The organism is Rhizobium sp. S152, from assembly GCF_030380735.1.
In the GTDB taxonomy this organism is placed as follows: domain Bacteria; phylum Pseudomonadota; class Alphaproteobacteria; order Rhizobiales; family Rhizobiaceae; genus Rhizobium.
Map to the genome: position 1 here is coordinate 310,693 of NZ_JAUDRZ010000026.1, position 19,204 is coordinate 329,896.

A 19,204-nucleotide genomic window follows, 5' to 3' on the forward strand; every position below is an offset into this window, starting at 1 on the left:
CCCCTCTATGAAACCGAGGTCACAACCGTGAGGTGCCCCGCTTCGTTTCGATGCTTCCATACTGATTAAATCCATAAACTTGATCGACAATTATATTTGCCGAATTCCCGATGCCGGAAATCTTCCTGACCTGATTTCGCTGGTTCGGCGGAATTTTCTTCCAACCGGCGATAAAGAGCGCGCCGCCCGGCTGCGGCAAATATCGTGGAGCACTGGCACTTCGCCAATCAGGCGCCCCAACGCACGCGCGCGCACCGGCAGTAGTCAGTGATCGCCAAACTCCGCCTTTCCGCCCGCCGCGCTTTGCGCTAAGCCTCGTTTCCTGCATTCACGAGAAGGAACAGGCATATGGCAAAAGTCGCATTCATCGGTCTCGGCGTCATGGGTTTCCCCATGGCAGGACATCTCAAGGTGAAGGGCGGCCATGACGTCACGGTCTATAATCGCACCGCCGCGAAATCCGCCGCCTGGGTCGAGAAATTCGGCGGCAAGTCCGCGCCGACGCCCGCCGAAGCCGCGAGCGATGCCGACTTCGTCTTCACCTGCGTCGGCAATGACGATGATCTCCGCTCGGTGACATCGGGCAAGGATGGCGTTCTGCAGACGATGAAGCCGGGTGCTATCCTGATCGACAACACCACGGCCAGCGCCGAAGTCGCCCGCGAACTCGACGAGGCTGCCAGAGCCAAGGGTTGCGCCTTCATCGACGCGCCGGTCTCCGGCGGCCAGGCGGGCGCCGAAAACGGCGTACTGACCGTCATGTGCGGCGGCGAGCAGGTCGACTATGACAAGGCCAAGCCCGTCATCGACGCCTTTGCCCGCATGGTCGGCCTGATGGGTCCCGTCGGCTCCGGCCAGCTCACCAAGATGATCAACCAGATCTGCATCGCCGGCGTCGTCCAGGGGCTGGCCGAAGGCATCCATTTCGGCAAGCGCGCCGGTCTCGATATCGAAAAGGTCGTGGACGTCATCTCCAAGGGCGCCGCCGGGTCCTGGCAGATGGAAAATCGCCACAAGACCATGAACGAAGGCAAGTACGACTTCGGCTTTGCCATCGACTGGATGCGCAAGGACCTCGGCATCGTGCTGGCCGAAGCCCGCAGCAACGGCGCCAAGCTGCCGCTGACCGCCCTCGTCGACCAGTTCTACGGCGACGTCCAGGCCATGGGCGGAAACCGCTGGGATACGTCCTCGCTGCTTGCCCGGCTTGAAAAATGATCGGGCCGGCTCTGCTGAGACTTGAAGCGGTATTTACGCTAGAGTGACCTTTCAGGTCCGGTCGGAGAACTAAATGAGCCTGTTAAAGTCGATCCTTCGGTGGCGCGACGAGCGGCACCTGCTTGCGCAACTACAATTTGGGTTGGAGGAAATCGATGCCAAATTCATTGAAAGGGTGAAAAAGGAAAAGCTTCAGCGAGGATCAGACGCTTGGCGAGATGCCTACTTTGACTATGATAGCCATCGACAGTTGTGGGAAGCAGACATTGATCAGCTGCAAACTCAAAGATATGTTCGTCGCGCAAAGGCTTGGGAAGTACCAATACCTCCTCACCCAGTTCCCGCGCCGGACTCTCCGGTCTGTGACGATGAATTTTGGTCATGGTCACAGCCACACGGACGCTATTATCTAACCTATAAGGCACAGGCGGTTCTCCGCCGTGATATCTATGCCGAAATAGAAATGCGGTACAAACCGTGGCTTGCATGGATGGCGATTACTTTTAGCGCCCTCAGCCTGATCATTGCACTCATCAGATTATAGATCATCAATCCGCGCGCTGGATCGGCAAGGATACGGTGAGGGAACTGACGAGCGAGAAGATCCTCACCCGCCTGAAAGGCTGAAATCAGTCTTCGTTCGACTTCGAGCTGTCGAGGATCATGTAATCGAGCGGCAGCTGCGTCGAATACTTGATCTGCTCCATCGCGAAGGCCGAGGAGACGTCGCGAATCTCGATCTTGGCGATCATCCGCTTGTAGAAGGCGTCATAGGCGGCGATATCGGGCACCACCACGCGCAGCAGGTAATCGACGTCGCCGCTCATGCGGTAGAACTCGACGACTTCGGGGAATTCCGCGACCACCTCGGAGAAGCGGCGCAGCCACTCGATCGAATGCGTCGCCGTGCGGATCGACACGAAGACCGTGACCTTGGTGTTGACCTTCTCCGGATCGAGAATGGCGACGCGGCGCTTGATGACGCCGTCTTCTTCCATCTTCTGGATGCGGCGCCAGCAGGGCGTCGTGGAAAGCCCGACCTTCTTGGCGAGATCGGCAACTGCCAATGTCGAATCTTCCTGCAGCAGGCGCAGAATCTTGCGGTCGAGACGGTCCATCTAAATGCCCTTCGTGAATTTATTTTTCCGGTATCGCCTGATTCCGGGCCCTTGAAAGAATTTTGTTTCAACGGAGAAGAAAGGTCAAGCGCTCGCGAAGCACCGGCAACAACTCTTCCACGAACCAGGGATTGCGCTTGATCCACGCGCTGTTGCGCCAGCTCGGATGCGGCAGCGGCAGCACGGCGGGCGAGCGGTTGGCGAACAGCGCCGCGCGCCACGCTCTGACGGTCTCTGTCATGTTTTCCCGCCGCTCGGCGCCCATGTGCCAGGCCTGCGCATACTGCCCGATCACGAGCATCAATTCGATCTGCGGCATCGCATCGAGCACCCGGGCACGCCATTGCGGCGCGCACTCCCGCCGCGGCGGCAGATCGCTACCCCTCGTGTCATAGCCCGGAAAGCAGAAGCCCATGGGCACGATGGCGAACCGATCGCGATCGTAGAACGTCTCCCGGTCCACCTGCAGCCACTCGCGCAGCCGGTCCCCCGAAGCGTCGTTGAAGGGAAGACCGCTCTCGTGAACCCGCAGCCCCGGTGCCTGCCCCGCGATCAGCACCTTCGCCTTGGGCGAGATCACCACGACCGGTCGCGGCTCATGCGGCAACCGGTCTCCCGGCCCCCTGAGCGGCGCGTCGCGACAGATCCGACATCGGGCGATCTCAAGCCTGAGCGCCTCCAGCGCCTGCTCGTCAGGTGTCACCACGACAACAGCCCCGAAAGACCGCGCGGCTGGCGCTCCTGCTGCTGATGATCGCGCACCGCCCGCGGCATGGCGAATGTCCCCGCCCAGAGACCGACCTTCTCCACCCTCGCCTGCCTCTCCTCGGACTGATAGCCGCCATAGGACACCGCCATGCCCCGGCGCACCATCGCAGCGTTTAGATCGAGGCCGCCGGCATGGCAGACCACAAGCAGGCGGTCGAAGCGGTCTCGCTCCGTCCCCTGACATGTCGCATCCTCCGCGGCGACAAGCCCCTGCAGCACCCGTTTCGCCTCCTGCCCGCAGGCCCATGTCGCGCCGTCGCGCTGGCAGGTCTGGCTGAGTTCCGGCGCGTCGATGCCGAAGAGCCGCATGCGCTCGTTGCCGATGGCGAGGCTGTCGCCATCCGCCGCGCGGAACGCGCCGGCATGGACGATCGCGGCATGATCGTTGGGCTTGGCGGCGATCAGCCAGATGAAAAGCAACAGTGCCAGCGCGGTCACGCCGTCGCGTATCGTCCGCAAACCGCGCGTCACGCTTTCGCCTCCTTGAAAAACAAAGCCTTGCCAAAGATGGCAAACGGCTTCTTAACATTTGCGGTCTAGGGTGTAGCCATCCGCGGATCAAAATTCAACGTGTGCAATGGGTACCGGCGTAAGCACATCGACAGACAAGAACATCGTCGACAAATCGCGCAGCCACCGCAACAAGCCGGTGTCGAAAGCGGTTCGCCAGACGCGTGAGCGGCTGCAATCCAGCCACCCCGCGAGCGGTGCCTTCGATCGCGATGTGCTTCTGATCTACATCAACGCCGTGCTTCAGGGCGCCTCGATCGTTCCGCTCTTCGTCATCATCATAGCGGCACTCGGCATCTACCTTACCGAGAACACCCAGATCTTCCTCTGGGCGCTGCTGACGCTGACCGCGCACGCAGCCAATGTCTTTCTCGCCCGCCGCGCCCGCAAGCGCGAGCTCAATGCCGTCAACGCCCGCAAGTGGCGCCGCGTGCTGCTGCTCGGACAATTGATGATTGGCTGTTGCTGGGCCGTCTTCGCGCTGCAGGACTGCGCCACCTGCGAGCCCTCCAGCTTCGTTCTCTACAAAGGCGCCACGCTGCTGATCGCGCTTTCGGTCACGGCGATGTCGAACTTCATGCTGACCCCGTCGGTGCTCGTCACCTTCGCGCCTGTCGTCGCCGGCGTCATCATCAAGGCCGGACTTTCCCGCGACATACTGGAGGTCAGCCTCGCCGCGATCCTGACCACGACGGTGATTTTCTTCAACCACATCGGCGACCGCCTGTTCAAATCCAGCCTGAAGATCCTCGCCTTTCAGGCCGAGAAGGACGATCTCATCGCCGAGCTCGAGGTCGCCAAGTCGATGTCCGACGAAGCGCGCCGCCGCGCCGAGGAAGCCAACCTCGCCAAGTCGCGCTTCCTCGCCTCCATGTCGCACGAGCTGCGCACGCCGCTCAACGCCATCCTCGGCTTCTCCGAGGTGATGTCCGCCGAGGTCATGGGCCCGCTCAACAACCCGACCTACAAGGAATACACCAACGACATCCACCGCTCCGGCGAGCATCTCCTGAACCTCATCAACGAGATTCTCGACCTCTCGCGCATCGAGGCCGGCAAATACGAGCTTGCCGAGGAAGCGATCTCGCTGCTCGATATCTCCGAAGATTGCATCGGCATGGTGCAACTGCGCGCCCGCGCCAAGAAGATCACCATTTCGCAGCAATTCGAGCCCGAACTGCCGTCCGTCTGGGCCGACGAGAAATCGATGCGCCAGGTGATCCTCAACCTGCTCTCCAACGCCGTGAAGTTCACGCCGCAGGCCGGCGAGATCATGGTCAAGGTCGGCTGGACGGCGGGCGGCGGCCAGTACATCTCGATCAAGGACAACGGCCCGGGGATTCCCGAGGAAGAAATCCCGGTCGTCCTTTCAGCCTTCGGCCAGGGATCGATCGCCATCAAGAGCGCCGAACAGGGCACCGGCCTCGGCCTTCCGATCGTCCAGGCGATCCTCGCCAAGCATGACGGCCAGTTCATCCTCAAGTCCAAGCTGCGCGAGGGCACCGAAGTCATCGCCATCCTCCCCTCGCAGCGCGTGCTGCAGACCGTTCCCGCGGTCGAGGACACGCAAGCGATCTCCCGCAAGCGCCGCAGCTTCGCCTGAGCTTTTTCAGCTACCGCTTGCATGAATTGCTCTCCCGCACTGGAGAAAGTTGCTAGCGCCCATATGTCACCCGTTGAGGACGGAACAATGGGAGGAAATCATGGTTGCCAAGAACACGATCTGCGTCTGGTACGACAGGGATGCCGAGGCGGCGGCGCGCTTCTACGCCGAGACTTTTCCCGACAGCCGCGTCGACGCGGTCATCCGCGCGCCGGGAGACTATCCCGACGGCCAGGAGAGTGACGTTCTCGTCGTCGAGTTCACTGTCGCGGGCGTCGCCTGCATCGGCCTCAACGGCGGCCCGGTCTTCAAGCATAACGAGGCATTCTCCTTCCAGATCGCCACCGACGACCAGGAAGAGACCGACCGCTACTGGAACGCCATCGTCGGCAATGGCGGCGCGGAAAGCGATTGCGGATGGTGCAAGGACAAATGGGGCGTTTCCTGGCAGATCACGCCGCGCACCCTGACCGAGGCGTTGAAAGTGGGCGGAGACGAGGCCAAGCGCGCCTTCGCCGCGATGATGAAGATGCGCAAGATCGACGTCGCGGCGATCGACGCAGCACGGCGCGGCTGACCCATTTTCGGGCAAACTTGCCGGAAATAGCGAACTTCGCTTGAGAAGCCTTGCTGCACAGGCTATCTGATGCCGTGAGCAGAGCATTTCTCGAACACGACAGGGCGCTATACGGCATGACAACAGACTATCTCGTCACCCATTCCGGTGGCTTCCATGCCGATGAGCTTCTGTCGAGCGTCATCCTGACGCGGCTGTTTCCGGATGCCCGTATCGTCCGCAGCCGCGCGCCGGAGTGGATCACGCCCGCCGCCGACCGTATCATCTACGACGTCGGCGGCGCCTACGACGGCGACGCCCGCATCTTCGACCATCACCAGCGCGGCGCGCCGCTGCGCGACGACGGCCAGCCCTACAGCTCCTTCGGGCTGATCTGGAAGCATTATGGCCGCGACTACCTCGCCGCGCTCGGTCTGCCCGCCGATCATATCGAGAGCCTGCACGCCTCGTTCGACGCCAGCTTCGTCCTGCCGATCGACCTGACCGACAACGGCGCGCTCAGCCCCTCCGGCCCGCTCGCGGGCCTGACACTGCCGTCACTGCTGGAAACGCTGAAGCCGAATTTCGACGATAATGAGCCCGGTGCCGACGACCGCGCGTTCCACGCCGCCCTCGCCATCGCCCGCACTTTCGCCGAAGCGAAAATCGGCAAGAGCGCCGCCAAGCTGCGCGCCGAAACGATCGTCGAACAGGCGATCGTCGAGACCGGCGCCGGCCGCGTGCTGGAACTGCCGATGGGCATGCCCTTCCGCCCGGCCATCGTCAAATCCGGTGCCGATCATCTCCTCTTCGTCGTCCACCCCCGCGACAAGGACTGGTGCCTGACCGGCATCCGCCGCGAGGAGGAAGGTTTCGCGCTGCGCGCCGACCTGCCCAAGTCCTGGGCCGGTCTCAGCAATGGCGAGCTCGAATCCGTATGTGGCGTCAAGGGCGCCAGCTTCTGCCACAACGGCCGCTTCATCGCCGCCGCCACGACCCGCGAGGCGGCACTTGCGATGGCGGATATCGCCGTGGCCGAAGCCTTGTCGGAAATGGAATCCGAAGCGGTCGTGGAATAAGGCTGCCGGCTGAAGCCGAACGGTTAGAGCCGCTTGCGAAAATAAACCACGCGCTGGGTCTCCTCGAAGCCGAGCGCCGCGTGCATGTCATGGCTGTCGCTATTGTCGATCGACGCGTCGGAGGCGAACTCGGTGCAGCCGGCCTCCCTGCCCCAGGCTTCGACCGCGGCAGTCAGCAAGCGCGCCACGCCTCGGCGCCGATAATCCGGGCTTGTATAAATCCCCTCGAGAAACAGCACCGGCGAGGTCTCGCAGCCGTTGACATAGTCATACCGCAGCGCGGCCTCGGCGAAGCCGACCATCTCTCCCTCGCTTGAAATCGCAAGGAAGCCTTGGGTATCGCCATTGCCCGCGAAGAAGGTCTGGATCAGGTCGTCGCGATGCGCGTCCGCCGTCCGGCTCGGCCAGAGATCGGCGCGAAGCACGGCCCATGGGCCGATGTCGTCTACGCTCGCTCGCCGGACGACCACCATGACATCATCCCAGGAGCAGATGCTTGCCGATGGTAAAGATCAGGAACAGGCCGCAGGCGCCGATCATGCAGAGCACCGCGAAGGAGCCGAGATCTTTGGCATGCTTTCCGACCGAGGAAATCTCCGGCGAAATCCGGTCGATCACCTCCTCGATGGCCGTGTTCAATGCCTCGACCGCGAACAGCGCCAGGAACAGCACGATGGCGATCATGAATTCGGACAGCGTGGCGCCGACCGACAGAAGGAGGATCAGCGATACCGCGCAGAACAGCAGTTCCTGCCGGAACGCCGCTTCCTTGATCAGCCGCAGGAACCCGCCGAGCGAATAGCTGGCAGCAGCAAAGAAGTGGCTGATGCCGGTCAGCTTGGTCACGGCAGGTTTCATCAGGCGCCCTCGTAGTGGTCGATGACGGCGCAACCGCCGTCATTCATCAGAGAAAATGCGAATACCGGTTCCCGGTCCCCGCGGCAAGAACTCTGTCATCAACCTGTCACGAACCTGAAAGCCCGGCGCTTGTCCAGTGACTAGTGCTTGTTGGTGACGCCGGCCTGCGCAAACGTCGCCATGCCCGTGTGGCAGGCGGCCGCCGCCTTGACGATACCGGCGGCCAACGCCGCACCCGTGCCTTCGCCGAGCCGCATGCCGAGCGCCAGAAGCGGCGTCTTGCCGAGCGTCTCGATTGCCCTAAGATGCCCCGGTTCGCCCGAGACATGGCCGATCAGGCAGTGGTCGAGCGCCGACGGGTTTGCGGCCTTGAGCAGCGCGGCGGCAGCCGTCGCCACGTAACCGTCGATCAGTACCGGAATACGCTCGACGCGCGCGGCAAGGATCGCCCCCGCCATCGCGGCGATCTCGCGGCCGCCGAGGCGGCGCATGATTTCCAGCGGATCGTCGAGATGGTCGCTGTGCAGCGCCACGGCCTTCTCGACCGCCGCGACCTTGCGCTCCAGCATGTCGCCCTCAGAACCGGTGCCCGGACCCACCCAGTCGCGCGCCGTGCCACCGTAGAGCGCGTAGTTGATCGCGGCCGCGATCGTCGTGTTGCCGATCCCCATCTCGCCGATGCAGAGCAGATCGGTGCCGCCGGCGATTGCCTCCATGCCGAACGCCATCGTCGCCGCGCAGTCGCGCTCCGACAGCGCCGGCTCCTCGGTGATATCGCCTGTCGGGTAATCAAGCGCCAGGTCGAACACCTTGAGCCCGAGATCATAGGCGACGCATATCTGGTTGATGGCAGCACCCCCGGCGGCGAAATTCTCGACCATCTGCTGCGTGACCGATGGCGGAAACGGCGTGATCCCCTGGCGCACGACGCCGTGATTGCCGGCGAAGATCGCCACCAGCGGCCGGTTGACGGCGGGCGTCCGGCCCGTCCAGGCCGCCAGCCAGAAGGCGATTTCTTCCATGCGGCCGAGCGCGCCCGGCGGCTTGGTCAATTGTGCGTCGCGCTCGCGCGCAGCCGCCAGCGCCCTGGCATCCGGCCCCGGCAGATCGCGCAGAAGGGTCCGGAAATCGTCGAACGGCAGGCCTGAAACGCTCATGAATGCGGTTTCCTTGTTTATTCAGCTGGGAGGCATCAGCGCGGCACAACTTGTGTTTTCGCCGCAAATCAGCTTTTTTCGTCGCCACTCTCTTAATGGCAGCGAGGGAGGCGAACAACACCAAAAGCGCTGCGCATCTCGTTGCCGCGGGGCTTGGCATGAACATCGGACAATATGGCGCGGACGTCGCCCGCTCGGTCGCCTTCCTCAGCCGCATTCCGATGCCGTCATTCGTCTTCTCCGGCTTTAGCGGCAAGCTCGACCGCGCCGCCCGTGCCTTCCCCGTCGCCGGCATCCTCATCGGCCTGCTGCCCGCCCTCGTCTTCTTGGCTATGCTCTGCCTTCGTGCCGACCGGCTGATGTCGGCGTTGGTAGCCTTGGCGGTGCAGGCCATCATCACCGGCGCGCTGCACGAGGACGGCCTTGCCGATTGCGCCGACGGACTGGGCGGCGGACGCAACCGCGAGCACAGCCTGTCGATCATGAAGGACAGCCGCATCGGCACCTATGGCGCCATCGCGCTCATCCTCTCCTTCGCGCTGCGCGCCGCGGCAATGGCGGCAATCGCCCGCGAGGCCCCGCCGCTCGCAGCCGCGTTCGCCTTGCCCGCCGTCGCCTGCATCAGCCGCGCCTCGCTCGTCTGGCACTGGCACCGCCTGCCCCCCGCCAAACCGGACGGCGTGGCCGCCGCCGCCGGACAGCCCGGCGAAGGCGCGATGCACATGGCGCTGGTCAGCGCCTGCCTGCTCGGCGCCATACTTCTTTGGCCCGGCCTCGGCGTCCTGCCGCTGGTCTGTGCCCTGATCGCCTCCGGCCTCGGCGTCATGATCTTCACCGGCTACGTCAAGAAACGCCTCGCCGGCCACACCGGAGACACGCTCGGCGCGGCCCAGCAGATTTCCGAGATCGCCGCCTTCTGCGCCCTTGCCATGGCTGTTTGAAACATCGATATGTCTAACATGCAAACACCCTGTATCAGCGTCTGCGCGATCGACCCGGCAAGTGGCCTTTGCATCGGCTGCCGACGGACGCTTGCCGAGATCGGCGGCTGGAGCGCGTTTTCGGACAAGCAGCGTGGTCAGCTGATGGACAGCCTTCCGCTGCGGACCATCGGGCCAAAGGCCGGTGCTGCATTGACGGCAGGGCGCGACGCATGAACCGTTTCACCATCGTCCTGATCATCCTCGCCGCCGGCCTCGCGCTGCTGATGTTCAACCACGATAGCGACCGCATCCTCGGCATGCGCAACGACGATTTCGGCCGCGTGGTCTACCTTCTGCCGATTGCCCTGATGCTCGCCGCCGGCATATGGGGCCGGCGCATCAGCACCAGCGAAACCATCCGCAACCTTCTCGTCTGGCTGGTCATTATCCTCGGCCTCGCCACCGCCTATCTCTACCGCCAGGAAGCGGCCGGAGTCGGCAACCGGCTGCTGGCCGGCCTTATCCCCGGCCGCGCCGTGGTCGTGACGACGAGTGAAGGCGGCGAGGAAGTCATCCTGCACAAGCTGATGAACGGCCACTACGAAGCATATGTCACCGTGAACGGACAAAGCATATCCATGCTCGTCGATACCGGCGCCAGCATGGTGACGCTGTCGCGCGAGGATGCCGAGCGCATCGGCTTCATTCCCGAGAACCTCAATTATTCCATGACCGTGATGACCGCCAACGGCCGCGCCCGCGCCGCGCCCGTCACCCTCGGCGAGGTGGCGATCGGCCCGATCGTGCGCACCAACGTGCCCGCCAGCGTCGCCGAGGAAGGTCGCCTCGACCAAAGTCTGCTCGGCATGAGCTTCCTGCAGACGCTCGGCTCCCTGCAGATGCAGACCGATGAGCTGCGCCTGCGCGACTGACGCGCCCAATACATTAGCAATCGCTTGTGCAATTCGCCTATCAGGCGCAAAATGCCGCCCGTCGGGACGGGGCTTCCCGGCCAGGGAGGAATTCATGGACAATCTCAACCTTGCAACCCTGCAGAAGGGTCAGAAGCTTGTCGAGGATACCGTCATCGAGGCCTTTGCCGCGGGCTTGCGCGGCCGGCTCCTGACCGCCAGGGATGGTGAATACGAGGAGGCGCGGCAGATCTGGAACGCCATGATCGACCGCCGTCCCGGCATGATCGTGCGCTGTGTGGGCGCCGCCGATGTCATCCGCGCCGTGCGCTTCGCCCGTGAAAACGATCTCCTGCTCGCGGTGCGCGGCGGCGGCCACAATATCGCCGGCAACGCGGTCTGCGAGGGTGGCATGGTTATCGATCTCTCGGAGATGAAATCGGTCAGGATCGACCCGACGACGCGGCGCATGCGCGTCGGTCCCGGCGCGACGCTTGCCGATGTCGATGCAGAGACCCAGGCCTTCGAGCTGGTGCTGCCGACCGGCATCAACTCCACCACGGGCATATCAGGCCTGACGCTCGGCGGCGGCTTCGGCTGGATCACCCGCAAGTTCGGCCTGACGCTCGACAATCTGATCTCGATGGATGTCGTGCTCGCCGATGGGCGGCTGGTGCGGGCGAGCGAAAACGAGAACCCCGATCTCTTCTGGGCGCTGCGCGGCGGCGGCGGCAATTTCGGCGTCGTCACCTCGTTCGAATTCCGCCTGCACGATCTGCCCGGCAACGTTCTCGCCGGCCTCGTCGTCCATCCCTTCGCCGATGCGGAGATGGTGCTGAAGCAATATCGCCGCGAGCTCGAGACGGCGCCCGACGAACTCACCTGCTGGGCCGTCATGCGCAAGGCCCCGCCGCTGCCCTTCCTGCCCACCGAATGGCATGGCAAGGAGATCCTGGCGCTGGCGATGTGCTATTGCGGCGATCTCGAAGCCGGCCAATCGGCGGCTGCGGGCCTCCGGGGTATCGGCCACCCGATCGCCGACGTCGTCGGCCCCGCCCCGTTTACCGCCTGGCAGCAGGCCTTCGATCCGCTACTGACGCCAGGCGCCCGCAACTACTGGAAGAGCCAGGACTTCGCCGAACTGTCGGATGCGGCAATCTCGGTCCTGCTGGACGCAGTCGGCAAACTGCCCGGACCGGAATGCGAAGTGTTCATCGGCCATGTCGGCGGCGCCGCCGGCCGCTTCTCGCTGGACGCGACCGCCTTCCCGCAACGCCAGTCGCACTTCGTCATGAACGTCCACGCCCGCTGGCGCGAGAAGAGCATGGACGACGCCTGCATCGCCTGGGCCCGCGACCTCTTCGCGGCGACAAGGCCGCATGCGATCGGCACCGCCTACATCAACTTCATGCCCGAGGACGAAACCGACAGGGTCGAGGCCGCCTATGGCGCCAACTACGCAAGGCTCACCGAGATCAAGCGCCGCTACGATCCGTCCAATCTCTTCAGGATGAACCAGAACGTGAAGCCGAAGGGGTGAACGGCGTCAGTTGCGCAGCCGGTACCCGGTCTTGAACATCCAGCCGACGAGGATGAGCAGGATCGCCAGGAACAGCGAGATCATCCCCAGGCTGATCAGCGGATTGACGTCGGCGATCCCGTAGAAGCTCCAGCGGAAGCCGCTGACGAGATAGAGAACCGGGTTGAAATGGCTGACGGCCTGCCAGAAGGGCGGCAGCATGTTGATCGAATAGAAGCTGCCGCCGAGGAAGGTCAGCGGCGGCACGACCAGCATCGGGATCAGGTTGAGCTGCTCGAAATTCGTCGCCCAGATGCCGATGATGAAGCCGAACAGGCTGAAGGTGATCGCCGTCAGCAGGAAGAACAGCACCATCATCGCCGGATGTTCGATGCGGACATCCACGAACAGGTTGGCGGTGATGAGGATGATGATCCCGATCATCAGCCCCTTGGTGGCAGCCGCGCCGACATAGCCGAGAAGCACCTCGGTCATCGCCAGCGGCGCCGAGAGGAGCTCGTAGATCGTCCCGGTGAATTTCGGGAAGTAGATCCCGAACGAGCCGTTGCCGATGCACTGCCCGAGCAGCGTCAGCATGATCAGGCCGGGCGTGATGAAGGCGCCGTAGGAGACGCCCTCCACTTCCTGGATGCGCGAGCCAACGGCCGCCCCGAAAACGATGAAATAGAGCGAGGTCGAGATGACGGGAGAAACGACGCTCTGCAGCAGCGTGCGGCGCGTGCGCGCCATCTCGAACAGGTAGATCGACTTGACTGCCTCGAAGTTCATTTCGCCCCTCCGACGAGTGCCACGAAAATGTCTTCCAGCGAGCTTTGCTGCGTCGACAGATCCTTGAAGTGAATATTGTGCTCACCGAGCCGGGTCAGCAGGCTGGCGACGCTGTTCTGGTCGTTCTCGGCGTCGAAGTCGTAGACCAGCCTGTTGCCGTCGGCTGCAAGGCTGAGCCCGTTGCCGGCGAATGCTTCGGGCAGCTCCCGCAGCGGCTCGACCAGTTCGAGGATCAGCTGCTTGCGACCGAGCTTGGCCATCAGGCTCGCCTTGTTCTCGACCAGCAGCAGCTCGCCGCCGTTGATGACGCCGACGCGGTCGGCGATCTCCTCGGCTTCCTCGATGTAGTGGGTGGTGAGGATGATGGTGACGCCGGCTTCGCGCAGCCGCTCCACCACGTGCCACATGTCCTTGCGCAGCGTCACGTCGACGCCCGCCGTCGGTTCGTCGAGAAACAGGATCTCCGGCTCGTGGCTCAGCGCCTTGGCGATCAGCACGCGCCGCTTCATGCCGCCGGAGAGCTGGCGCAGCATGTTGTCCTTCTTGTCCCAGAGCGAGAGATCACGAAGGACCTTCTCGATATGCTGAGGGTTCGCCTTCTTGCCGTAGAGCCCGCGCGAGAAGCTCACCGTGTTCCACACCGTCTCGAACTGGTCGGTGGTCAGTTCCTGCGGCACCAGCCCGATCATCGAGCGTGTCGCCCTGAAGTCCTTCACGACATCGTGCCCGCCGACCAGCACCTCGCCGCCGCTCGGATTGGCAATGCCGCAGATGATCGAGATCATCGTCGTCTTGCCGGCGCCGTTCGGCCCGAGAAGCGCCAGGATCTCGCCACGCTCGACATCGAGGTCGATGCCCTTCAACGCCTGAAATCCGTTGTTGTAGGTCTTGGTGAGATTGCGGATGGATATGATGGGGGCCATGAAGGGCTCTTGTGAGATAAGCGGGCGGGTTGGAGCGCTATATAGCCGCTTTGGAACGTTTTGACATCCCAACCCCCGTGAACGGACTATTCATATTGGCGAAAACGCAAAATTGAGAAAAAATCCGCGATCTGGCGCACGAGCGAGCAATGTCATCAAGCAGTGACAGTCCCGGGCTATAAGCCATGCGGGACTGGCAGCACTTTCCGACCCCGCCGCCTTTTGCGGAAGTGCGGGCGAACCCGCAACGCCCTGAGCCATCCCTAAACCGAAGACGCCGCTTGCCCAGGCAAGGCGCACACCAGGCCGACCTCGTTCAAGCCTCGGCCCCGATACCCCTCGCCGGCCCTCAGGCCGGCTTTCTTTTGTCACCAGCTGCCGGTATCGCCGCAGCCCGCCGGCGGCAGGGTCTTGCCCTCGAAGCGCGCCTTCAGCATGTCGCAGCCCGCTTTCCGGATCGGCTCCGGCATCTTGAGATTGAGGCTGATGCCGACCTCATCGAACGGATCGCTCGCATAGGCGACATACATGTACCAGCGGCCACCGATGACCGCGACCATGGCGACCACGGCAATCAGCAGGAAATACAGGAAACTCGGGCGTTTGCGCTCGGCCATCGGCAACTCCTTTTATAAATAGGAGCCTCGTCTAGTGCGATTCCCACCGGCGCGTCGATCCAACGCCGGTCAATCGCAATAGACCTTGCCACTCTTGCGCGATCTCAGATCGAAGTGGAAGTGGTTCCAGTGCTCCGGATTGCTGCCGGGACCGAGCACGGTGTTGAAATACTTGCAGCTGTCCGTGCGCACCGCCTGCAGCAGCCGCCCCTCGCGGAAGGAGAACAGACCCTTCTTGCGCACGTCGATCTGCTTGCCGCTCTTCAGCACGAACTTGCCGACGTCGATCGCGTTGCCATGCGCGTGCTCCGACATCGGATTGTACTTCTGCCGGCTGTTGTTCATGCGGCGGCAGCTGTAGCCGCCGAGCGGCTGGATGGTCTTGATGCCGGACCAGTAGCGGAAGCGTGCCGAAGGCGCGAGCTCGTTCTTCACCCACTTGGCGAAGGCGAGCGTTACCTGGCAGTTCAGTGTCACCGCAGGCTTCACGCCGATCCCGCCGGAGAGGCCCTGCAGCGAAATCGGATAGGGTACCTGGCAGGCGGCGCCGTTTGAAATCGGTGGCTTGTCGCTGAACACCACGCCCATGCGCTTCAGTTCGCGCCGGCAGGAGAGTTCCGATGTCGGCATGACGCCAGGGTTGACGGGTGCCGGCGCCGGCTCGCTCATCATAGGATTGTTCGGCCGCAGCATGGCGACCTCCTGCTCCTCGTTCTCTTCGGGAACGCGGGCGGGTGCGATAACGGCGCGGCCATCATTCCATACCGGCGCCTGGCTCATCTGCGCCTGCGCCGCCGGCTGCGGCATTCGTGCCCGGTTGAGCTGCGTCGGCGCATCCGTGCCGATCCCATCGACCACGGGCTGGTCGGATTCACCCTCGGCGATCTGCTGTTGCTGCTCCTGCGCCAGGCCGACGACCGGCTCCACACCGAGCTCGGCATCCATGTTGACGCCGCCCTGCGGCGCGGCGAGCGGCTGCGTTCCGCCCCAGCTCTGCGGCGGGCCCCGGAGATTACCGGCAGCACCCTGGGCACCGGCCATCGCCTCGTCGCTGTCGATGCGCGGCAGCCGCCCCGATTGAGCCTGGTGGCCGGATCCGGCAAGGTTGGGCGTGTTGAGATAATCGACGGACTGCTGCGTATCGCCGACCGGCTCCTGTGCCGCGGGATAGGCCTGCTGGCTTTCAACCGGCTGCATCCTCGCGGCGGCGACATTGCGCTGCGGCGTGATCGAACCAACCCGCGTGCCGCTATCCACGCTGGCCGGCGGAATGAGCCCATCCGTCGAGCACGTCGTCAGTGCCGTCGACAGCAGCACTGGCAGCACAAATCGCTGCAGGATAGAAACAAACGCCATACTCTCATCGCTTCCGAACACGGCAGTGACCGATAAAACTCGTTCGGAATTTAATAAAAAACGGTGAACGAAAACTTACCCGGCCGGCTACCACTATCCGTCCGTCAGAAGCCGCACCAAGCTTCGGTACCGTCAAACTCCTGCTCAGCAGGGTCTCTCAAGCCTTGTCGGCTGCGCCGGAAACCGCTCGATAAGCGGAAACAATCGCTTCCAACGCCATGTTCGCCTGTGCCCGGTCGGTCTGATAATTGCTTACCGACAGACGCATGACCTGCCGCCCGCGCCACATCGCGCCGCCCGCGAATATGAGACCATCGGACTGTATCAGGGCAATCGTCCGGCGCGTCAGATCGTCGGCCCGCTCCGCCGGCAGCCCCTCCCCGAACCTGACAATGATCTGGTTCAGCGTCACCGCATTGACGACGGCGATCCCGTTCTGTCTTGCCAGTCCCTCGGCCATGAACGCGGCGACATCACAGGCCCGCTCGATCATCGCCTCGATCCCCTCCCGGCCGAGATGCCGGATCATCGCCCAGGTCGCGAACCCGCGCGCCCGCCGTGACAGCTCCGGCACGTAATGCGAGGGGTCGCGCTCGCCTTCGCCGGCGAGCGGCAGATAGCTCGCGGCGATCGTCATCGCCCGCCGATGCGCCACCTCGTCGCGAACGATCGCATAGCCGCAGTCGTAGGGCGTTTGCAGCCACTTGTGCCCGTCGGTCGCCCAGCTGTCGGCCATCTCGACGCCATCGGTCAGATGCCGCAGCCTGGGCGACGCCTGCGCCCACAATCCGAACGCGCCGTCCACATGCACCCAGGCGCCGCGCGCCTTGGCGATCGGCACCAGCGTCCGGAAATCGTCGCATCCGCCGGTATTGATCTGCCCTGCCTGCAGGATCGCGATCGAAGGGCCGCTCACCCTTGACATCGCCGCCGAAAACGCCAGCGGCAGGATGCGCCCCTGGTCGTCGGTCGAAACCCTGACGACCCGGTCATGCCCGAGGCCGAGAAACTGCAGCGCCGAGAAGATCGTCGTATGCGCGTCGTCGCCGATCAGCACGGTGATCTCGGGCGCCCCGAACAATCCTTTCGCATCGACACCCCAACCCGCCCGGCGCAACACCTCGCCGCGCGCCGCCGCGAGACACGTGAAGTTGGCCACCGTCGCGCCGGTAACGAAGCCGACCGAACTCTCGCGCGGCAGGCCGAGCAGTTCCAGCAGCCAGCGCGCCGCGATGGTCTCGGCGGCGGCGGCAGAAGGCGTCGCCACGTGGTTTCCGGTATTCTGTCCCCAGGCGCTCGTCAAAAAATCCGCCGCGACGCCCATCGGATGCGAGCCGCCGATCACCCAGCCGAAGAAGCGCGCTCCCGTCATCATGGACAGCCCCGGCTCGGCCCGCGCCACGAGATCGTCGAGCACGGCGCCCATATCGGTGGATCGCGCCGGCAACGGCCCGTCGAAGACGGCGACGGAACCCGCATAGTCCCGCGTCGGCCGATGCGCACGGCTGCTCGCCATATCGCGAAACCGCGACGCATGCGCCGCCGCATTCTGGAAGAGCTCTTTCGTCCCCACGGCACCCGCCTCCCCGCGAGATCGACCGTGCCTTCGCGCACGCGACATCGCCTGCTCAAGCTTCAGGAATATTAGAGATACCTTGAACAGGGCGCCAGTGCCAGCCGGATCGAACGGCGGCGCATCGCCCGGAGACCCATGTGGATTTCGCCGTTGAGCCTTGGTACGATGCCGCGGCAGCATCGAGCGGGAGCTCCGGATGACGCAGAGGGGAATTCGCAGTCCAGACAGGTTTCAGGGAGTCGAGCGGCCCGCGTCGCTCGAGATGAGCCAGATCGCCCTTCAGGACGCCACCTTGGGCCGGCTGAAATGGCAGCACGACGACAACGGCATTCCCGTGCAACTCGAGCAGGCCGACGGCTACATGATCTGCTACCAGCGAAACCACCTGCCCGCGCGCCCGCGCTGGATCGACGGCAAGCCCGCCACCTCCGTTCCGCTTGATCCCGGCGAGTTCCTGCTTCTCGACCTTCGCAGGCGGTATAGCGCGGTCGAGGCCGGAGACATCGACTGCGTCTCGATCTTTGCCTCCCATGCATCGATTGCGGAGTTCCACCACGAGAACGATCTGGCGCCCTTCTCGACGCTTCGCGACCGCAATGTGCTCGGGCATTCCGACGCCATCGTCCGTAACCTGATGGAATGCTTCGTGCCTGCCTTCGAAGAACCGGCTGTCATGTCGCGTCTGTTCCTCGATCATCTCACGATAACGCTGCTCAGCCACCTCACGACCTGCTACGGCGAACAGGCGATCGAGTTCCGCACCGTCAGGGGCGGCCTGGCGCCTTGGCAGGTGCGTCGGGTGAAGGACCTGCTCCTCGCCAACCTGAAGGGCGACATCGGGCTCGACGTACTCGCCAAGGAGACTGGCCTGTCGCGTGCCCATCTCGCGCGTTCCTTCAAGATCAGCACCGGGCGCTCGCCGATGATGTGGCTTCAGCACCAGCGGCTGGAAAAGGCCATGCGGCTGCTACTCGTGACCGGCCTCACCGTCCAGGCCATCGCGGAAGATTGCGGCTTCGTCGATCACAGCCACTTCACGAAGGTCTTCTCCAGATATGTGAACGCCACCCCCGGCGAATGGCGGCGCAAGCACAAGATGTGACACATCCGAAATCGCCTATCTGTGGTTAAACCCTTCAAGCATATGTGATTTCGGTCGGCTTCAAACCAGCACGCCCGTACACAAAACAGCACCCTCGTACATCGCCAGCCTGACAGAGCCCGATATTGTCGGAGCCTGAGAACGCCCGAGGCATCCGCGACGGAGGGGAAGATATGCAGATTTCGGCGCATCAAGCTCGATCCATCATCGCCGCCGGCGAGGCGCGCGCCAGGGAGATCGGCGTCCCCGTCAACATCGCCGTGCTCGATGCCGGTGCGCGGCTCAAGGCGTTCAGCCGCATGGATGGTGCACTTCTTGGCTCGATCGATATCGCCGTCGGCAAGGCGAGAACCGCCGCGCTTTTCCAGATGGCGACAGAAGCGATCGGCGAGTTCTGCAAGCCCGGCGGCGGCTCGCCGGGCCTCGAGCAGACGAACGGCGGCCTCGTCGTCTTCGGCGGCGGACTGCCGCTTTCCGCCTCCGACGGCACCTTCCTCGGCGCGCTCGGCGTCTCGGGCGGTGCCGTCTCACAGGACATGGACGTCGCCCGTGCCGCCCTTTCGGGCTTCGACGCGGCGTCCTGAATTTTGACCCACACAACACGCCAGGAAAGGAGATCAG

The 19,204-nt window shown here is 63.7% G+C and carries 22 protein-coding genes; 11 read left to right on the forward strand and 11 right to left on the reverse strand.

All coding sequences use genetic code 11. The features are described 5' to 3' along the window. Window positions 1-348: 348 nt before the first annotated feature. Window positions 349-1,218: an NAD(P)-dependent oxidoreductase gene (locus QTL95_RS20705; protein ID WP_289721797.1), complete on the forward strand. Its 870-nt coding sequence runs from the start codon at window positions 349-351 to the stop codon at window positions 1,216-1,218. A gap of 73 nt (window positions 1,219-1,291) precedes the next feature. Then, window positions 1,292-1,762: a hypothetical protein gene (locus QTL95_RS20710; RefSeq protein ID WP_289721798.1), complete on the forward strand. Its 471-nt coding sequence runs from the start codon at window positions 1,292-1,294 to the stop codon at window positions 1,760-1,762. 85 nt (window positions 1,763-1,847) lie between these two features. On the opposite strand, the gene QTL95_RS20715 is transcribed toward QTL95_RS20710, so the two are convergent. From QTL95_RS20715 to QTL95_RS20725, 3 genes are all read right to left on the reverse strand, one after another. Further along, window positions 1,848-2,336, reverse strand: coding sequence for an Lrp/AsnC family transcriptional regulator (locus tag QTL95_RS20715; RefSeq protein WP_037178648.1), 489 nt, complete (start codon window positions 2,334-2,336; stop codon window positions 1,848-1,850). 67 nt (window positions 2,337-2,403) lie between these two features. Then, window positions 2,404-3,039, reverse strand: a complete 636-nt coding sequence (locus tag QTL95_RS20720; protein ID WP_289722424.1) for a uracil-DNA glycosylase family protein — start codon at window positions 3,037-3,039, stop codon at window positions 2,404-2,406. Next, window positions 3,036-3,575, reverse strand: a complete 540-nt coding sequence (locus tag QTL95_RS20725) for a thermonuclease family protein (protein ID WP_289721799.1) — start codon at window positions 3,573-3,575, stop codon at window positions 3,036-3,038. The genes QTL95_RS20720 and QTL95_RS20725 overlap by 4 nt, the downstream gene beginning before the upstream one ends. Before the next feature lie 106 nt (window positions 3,576-3,681). Here QTL95_RS20725 and QTL95_RS20730 point away from each other — a divergent pair, with 106 nt between their 5' ends. The 3 genes from QTL95_RS20730 (at window position 3,682) to QTL95_RS20740 (ending at window position 6,852) form a co-directional block, all read left to right on the forward strand. Further along, window positions 3,682-5,217, forward strand: coding sequence for a sensor histidine kinase (locus tag QTL95_RS20730; protein WP_289721800.1), 1,536 nt, complete (start codon window positions 3,682-3,684; stop codon window positions 5,215-5,217). A gap of 100 nt (window positions 5,218-5,317) precedes the next feature. Beyond that, window positions 5,318-5,794, forward strand: a complete 477-nt coding sequence (locus QTL95_RS20735) for a VOC family protein (protein WP_289721801.1) — start codon at window positions 5,318-5,320, stop codon at window positions 5,792-5,794. Window positions 5,795-5,910: 116 nt separating this feature from the next. Next, on the forward strand, window positions 5,911-6,852 hold the full coding sequence (locus QTL95_RS20740) for an MYG1 family protein (RefSeq protein WP_289722425.1): 942 nt from the start codon (window positions 5,911-5,913) through the stop codon (window positions 6,850-6,852). Window positions 6,853-6,875: 23 nt separating this feature from the next. Here the strand turns inward: QTL95_RS20740 and aac(6') are convergent, their stop codons facing one another. From aac(6') to cobT, 3 genes are all read right to left on the reverse strand, one after another. Then, complete coding sequence (aac(6'), locus tag QTL95_RS20745; RefSeq protein WP_289721802.1) at window positions 6,876-7,325, reverse strand: aminoglycoside 6'-N-acetyltransferase; 450 nt, start codon at window positions 7,323-7,325, stop codon at window positions 6,876-6,878. A 4-nt stretch (window positions 7,326-7,329) separates the two neighbouring features. Then, window positions 7,330-7,710, reverse strand: coding sequence for a diacylglycerol kinase (locus tag QTL95_RS20750; protein ID WP_037178654.1), 381 nt, complete (start codon window positions 7,708-7,710; stop codon window positions 7,330-7,332). 140 nt (window positions 7,711-7,850) lie between these two features. Then, window positions 7,851-8,867 (reverse strand): nicotinate-nucleotide--dimethylbenzimidazole phosphoribosyltransferase, encoded by a 1,017-nt coding sequence (cobT, locus tag QTL95_RS20755; RefSeq protein ID WP_289721803.1) that lies wholly within the window; start codon window positions 8,865-8,867, stop codon window positions 7,851-7,853. 158 nt (window positions 8,868-9,025) lie between these two features. Between cobT and QTL95_RS20760 the strand changes: the two genes are divergently transcribed. The 4 genes from QTL95_RS20760 to QTL95_RS20775 all read left to right on the forward strand — a co-directional run bounded on the left by QTL95_RS20760 (window position 9,026) and on the right by QTL95_RS20775 (window position 12,241). Then, window positions 9,026-9,808, forward strand: coding sequence for an adenosylcobinamide-GDP ribazoletransferase (locus QTL95_RS20760; RefSeq protein WP_289721804.1), 783 nt, complete (start codon window positions 9,026-9,028; stop codon window positions 9,806-9,808). Between the two features lie 9 nt (window positions 9,809-9,817). Then, window positions 9,818-10,024 carry a DUF1289 domain-containing protein gene (locus tag QTL95_RS20765; protein ID WP_336622293.1) on the forward strand — a complete coding sequence of 69 codons (207 nt, stop codon included), beginning with the start codon at window positions 9,818-9,820 and terminating at the stop codon, window positions 10,022-10,024. Next, window positions 10,021-10,722 (forward strand): TIGR02281 family clan AA aspartic protease, encoded by a 702-nt coding sequence (locus QTL95_RS20770; RefSeq protein WP_289721805.1) that lies wholly within the window; start codon window positions 10,021-10,023, stop codon window positions 10,720-10,722. Before QTL95_RS20765 ends, QTL95_RS20770 begins: the two co-directional genes overlap by 4 nt. A gap of 94 nt (window positions 10,723-10,816) precedes the next feature. Continuing rightward, on the forward strand, window positions 10,817-12,241 hold the full coding sequence (locus QTL95_RS20775; RefSeq protein ID WP_289721806.1) for an FAD-binding oxidoreductase: 1,425 nt from the start codon (window positions 10,817-10,819) through the stop codon (window positions 12,239-12,241). A gap of 6 nt (window positions 12,242-12,247) precedes the next feature. On the opposite strand, the gene QTL95_RS20780 is transcribed toward QTL95_RS20775, so the two are convergent. The 5 genes from QTL95_RS20780 to QTL95_RS20800 all read right to left on the reverse strand — a co-directional run bounded on the left by QTL95_RS20780 (window position 12,248) and on the right by QTL95_RS20800 (window position 17,478). After that, window positions 12,248-13,009 (reverse strand): ABC transporter permease, encoded by a 762-nt coding sequence (locus QTL95_RS20780; protein ID WP_289721807.1) that lies wholly within the window; start codon window positions 13,007-13,009, stop codon window positions 12,248-12,250. Further along, a complete protein-coding gene (locus QTL95_RS20785; protein WP_289721808.1) occupies window positions 13,006-13,932 on the reverse strand; it encodes an ABC transporter ATP-binding protein in 927 nt (308 codons plus the stop codon). The genes QTL95_RS20780 and QTL95_RS20785 overlap by 4 nt, the downstream gene beginning before the upstream one ends. Window positions 13,933-14,300: 368 nt before the next feature. Next, window positions 14,301-14,549 carry a hypothetical protein gene (locus QTL95_RS20790; protein WP_289721809.1) on the reverse strand — a complete coding sequence of 83 codons (249 nt, stop codon included), beginning with the start codon at window positions 14,547-14,549 and terminating at the stop codon, window positions 14,301-14,303. Between the two features lie 69 nt (window positions 14,550-14,618). Beyond that, window positions 14,619-15,905, reverse strand: coding sequence for an extensin-like domain-containing protein (locus QTL95_RS20795; protein WP_289721810.1), 1,287 nt, complete (start codon window positions 15,903-15,905; stop codon window positions 14,619-14,621). Between the two features lie 157 nt (window positions 15,906-16,062). Beyond that, window positions 16,063-17,478 (reverse strand): pyridoxal phosphate-dependent decarboxylase family protein, encoded by a 1,416-nt coding sequence (locus QTL95_RS20800; protein ID WP_289721811.1) that lies wholly within the window; start codon window positions 17,476-17,478, stop codon window positions 16,063-16,065. 199 nt (window positions 17,479-17,677) lie between these two features. Between QTL95_RS20800 and QTL95_RS20805 the strand changes: the two genes are divergently transcribed. Together QTL95_RS20805 and QTL95_RS20810 are read left to right on the forward strand one after the other, a co-directional pair. Beyond that, a complete protein-coding gene (locus QTL95_RS20805; protein ID WP_289721812.1) occupies window positions 17,678-18,583 on the forward strand; it encodes an AraC family transcriptional regulator in 906 nt (301 codons plus the stop codon). A gap of 173 nt (window positions 18,584-18,756) precedes the next feature. After that, window positions 18,757-19,167 (forward strand): GlcG/HbpS family heme-binding protein, encoded by a 411-nt coding sequence (locus QTL95_RS20810; RefSeq protein WP_289721813.1) that lies wholly within the window; start codon window positions 18,757-18,759, stop codon window positions 19,165-19,167. Window positions 19,168-19,204 lie beyond the last annotated feature (37 nt).

What these genes read in the sequence shown, in the direction of transcription:
- QTL95_RS20705 (WP_289721797.1), top strand. Translation starts at nt 349, where the DNA reads ATGGCAAAAGTCGCATTCATCGGTCTCGGCGTCATGGGTTTCCCCATG.
- QTL95_RS20710 (WP_289721798.1), top strand. Translation starts at nt 1,292, where the DNA reads ATGAGCCTGTTAAAGTCGATCCTTCGGTGGCGCGACGAGCGGCACCTG.
- QTL95_RS20715 (WP_037178648.1), bottom strand. Translation starts at nt 2,336, where the DNA reads ATGGACCGTCTCGACCGCAAGATTCTGCGCCTGCTGCAGGAAGATTCG.
- QTL95_RS20730 (WP_289721800.1), top strand. Translation starts at nt 3,682, where the DNA reads ATGGGTACCGGCGTAAGCACATCGACAGACAAGAACATCGTCGACAAA.
- QTL95_RS20735 (WP_289721801.1), top strand. Translation starts at nt 5,318, where the DNA reads ATGGTTGCCAAGAACACGATCTGCGTCTGGTACGACAGGGATGCCGAG.
- QTL95_RS20740 (WP_289722425.1), top strand. Translation starts at nt 5,911, where the DNA reads ATGACAACAGACTATCTCGTCACCCATTCCGGTGGCTTCCATGCCGAT.
- QTL95_RS20750 (WP_037178654.1), bottom strand. Translation starts at nt 7,710, where the DNA reads ATGAAACCTGCCGTGACCAAGCTGACCGGCATCAGCCACTTCTTTGCT.
- cobT (WP_289721803.1), bottom strand. Translation starts at nt 8,867, where the DNA reads ATGAGCGTTTCAGGCCTGCCGTTCGACGATTTCCGGACCCTTCTGCGC.
- QTL95_RS20760 (WP_289721804.1), top strand. Translation starts at nt 9,026, where the DNA reads ATGAACATCGGACAATATGGCGCGGACGTCGCCCGCTCGGTCGCCTTC.
- QTL95_RS20765 (WP_336622293.1), top strand. Translation starts at nt 9,818, where the DNA reads ATGTCTAACATGCAAACACCCTGTATCAGCGTCTGCGCGATCGACCCG.
- QTL95_RS20770 (WP_289721805.1), top strand. Translation starts at nt 10,021, where the DNA reads ATGAACCGTTTCACCATCGTCCTGATCATCCTCGCCGCCGGCCTCGCG.
- QTL95_RS20775 (WP_289721806.1), top strand. Translation starts at nt 10,817, where the DNA reads ATGGACAATCTCAACCTTGCAACCCTGCAGAAGGGTCAGAAGCTTGTC.
- QTL95_RS20780 (WP_289721807.1), bottom strand. Translation starts at nt 13,009, where the DNA reads ATGAACTTCGAGGCAGTCAAGTCGATCTACCTGTTCGAGATGGCGCGC.
- QTL95_RS20785 (WP_289721808.1), bottom strand. Translation starts at nt 13,932, where the DNA reads ATGGCCCCCATCATATCCATCCGCAATCTCACCAAGACCTACAACAAC.
- QTL95_RS20790 (WP_289721809.1), bottom strand. Translation starts at nt 14,549, where the DNA reads ATGGCCGAGCGCAAACGCCCGAGTTTCCTGTATTTCCTGCTGATTGCC.
- QTL95_RS20795 (WP_289721810.1), bottom strand. Translation starts at nt 15,905, where the DNA reads ATGGCGTTTGTTTCTATCCTGCAGCGATTTGTGCTGCCAGTGCTGCTG.
- QTL95_RS20805 (WP_289721812.1), top strand. Translation starts at nt 17,678, where the DNA reads ATGACGCAGAGGGGAATTCGCAGTCCAGACAGGTTTCAGGGAGTCGAG.
- QTL95_RS20810 (WP_289721813.1), top strand. Translation starts at nt 18,757, where the DNA reads ATGCAGATTTCGGCGCATCAAGCTCGATCCATCATCGCCGCCGGCGAG.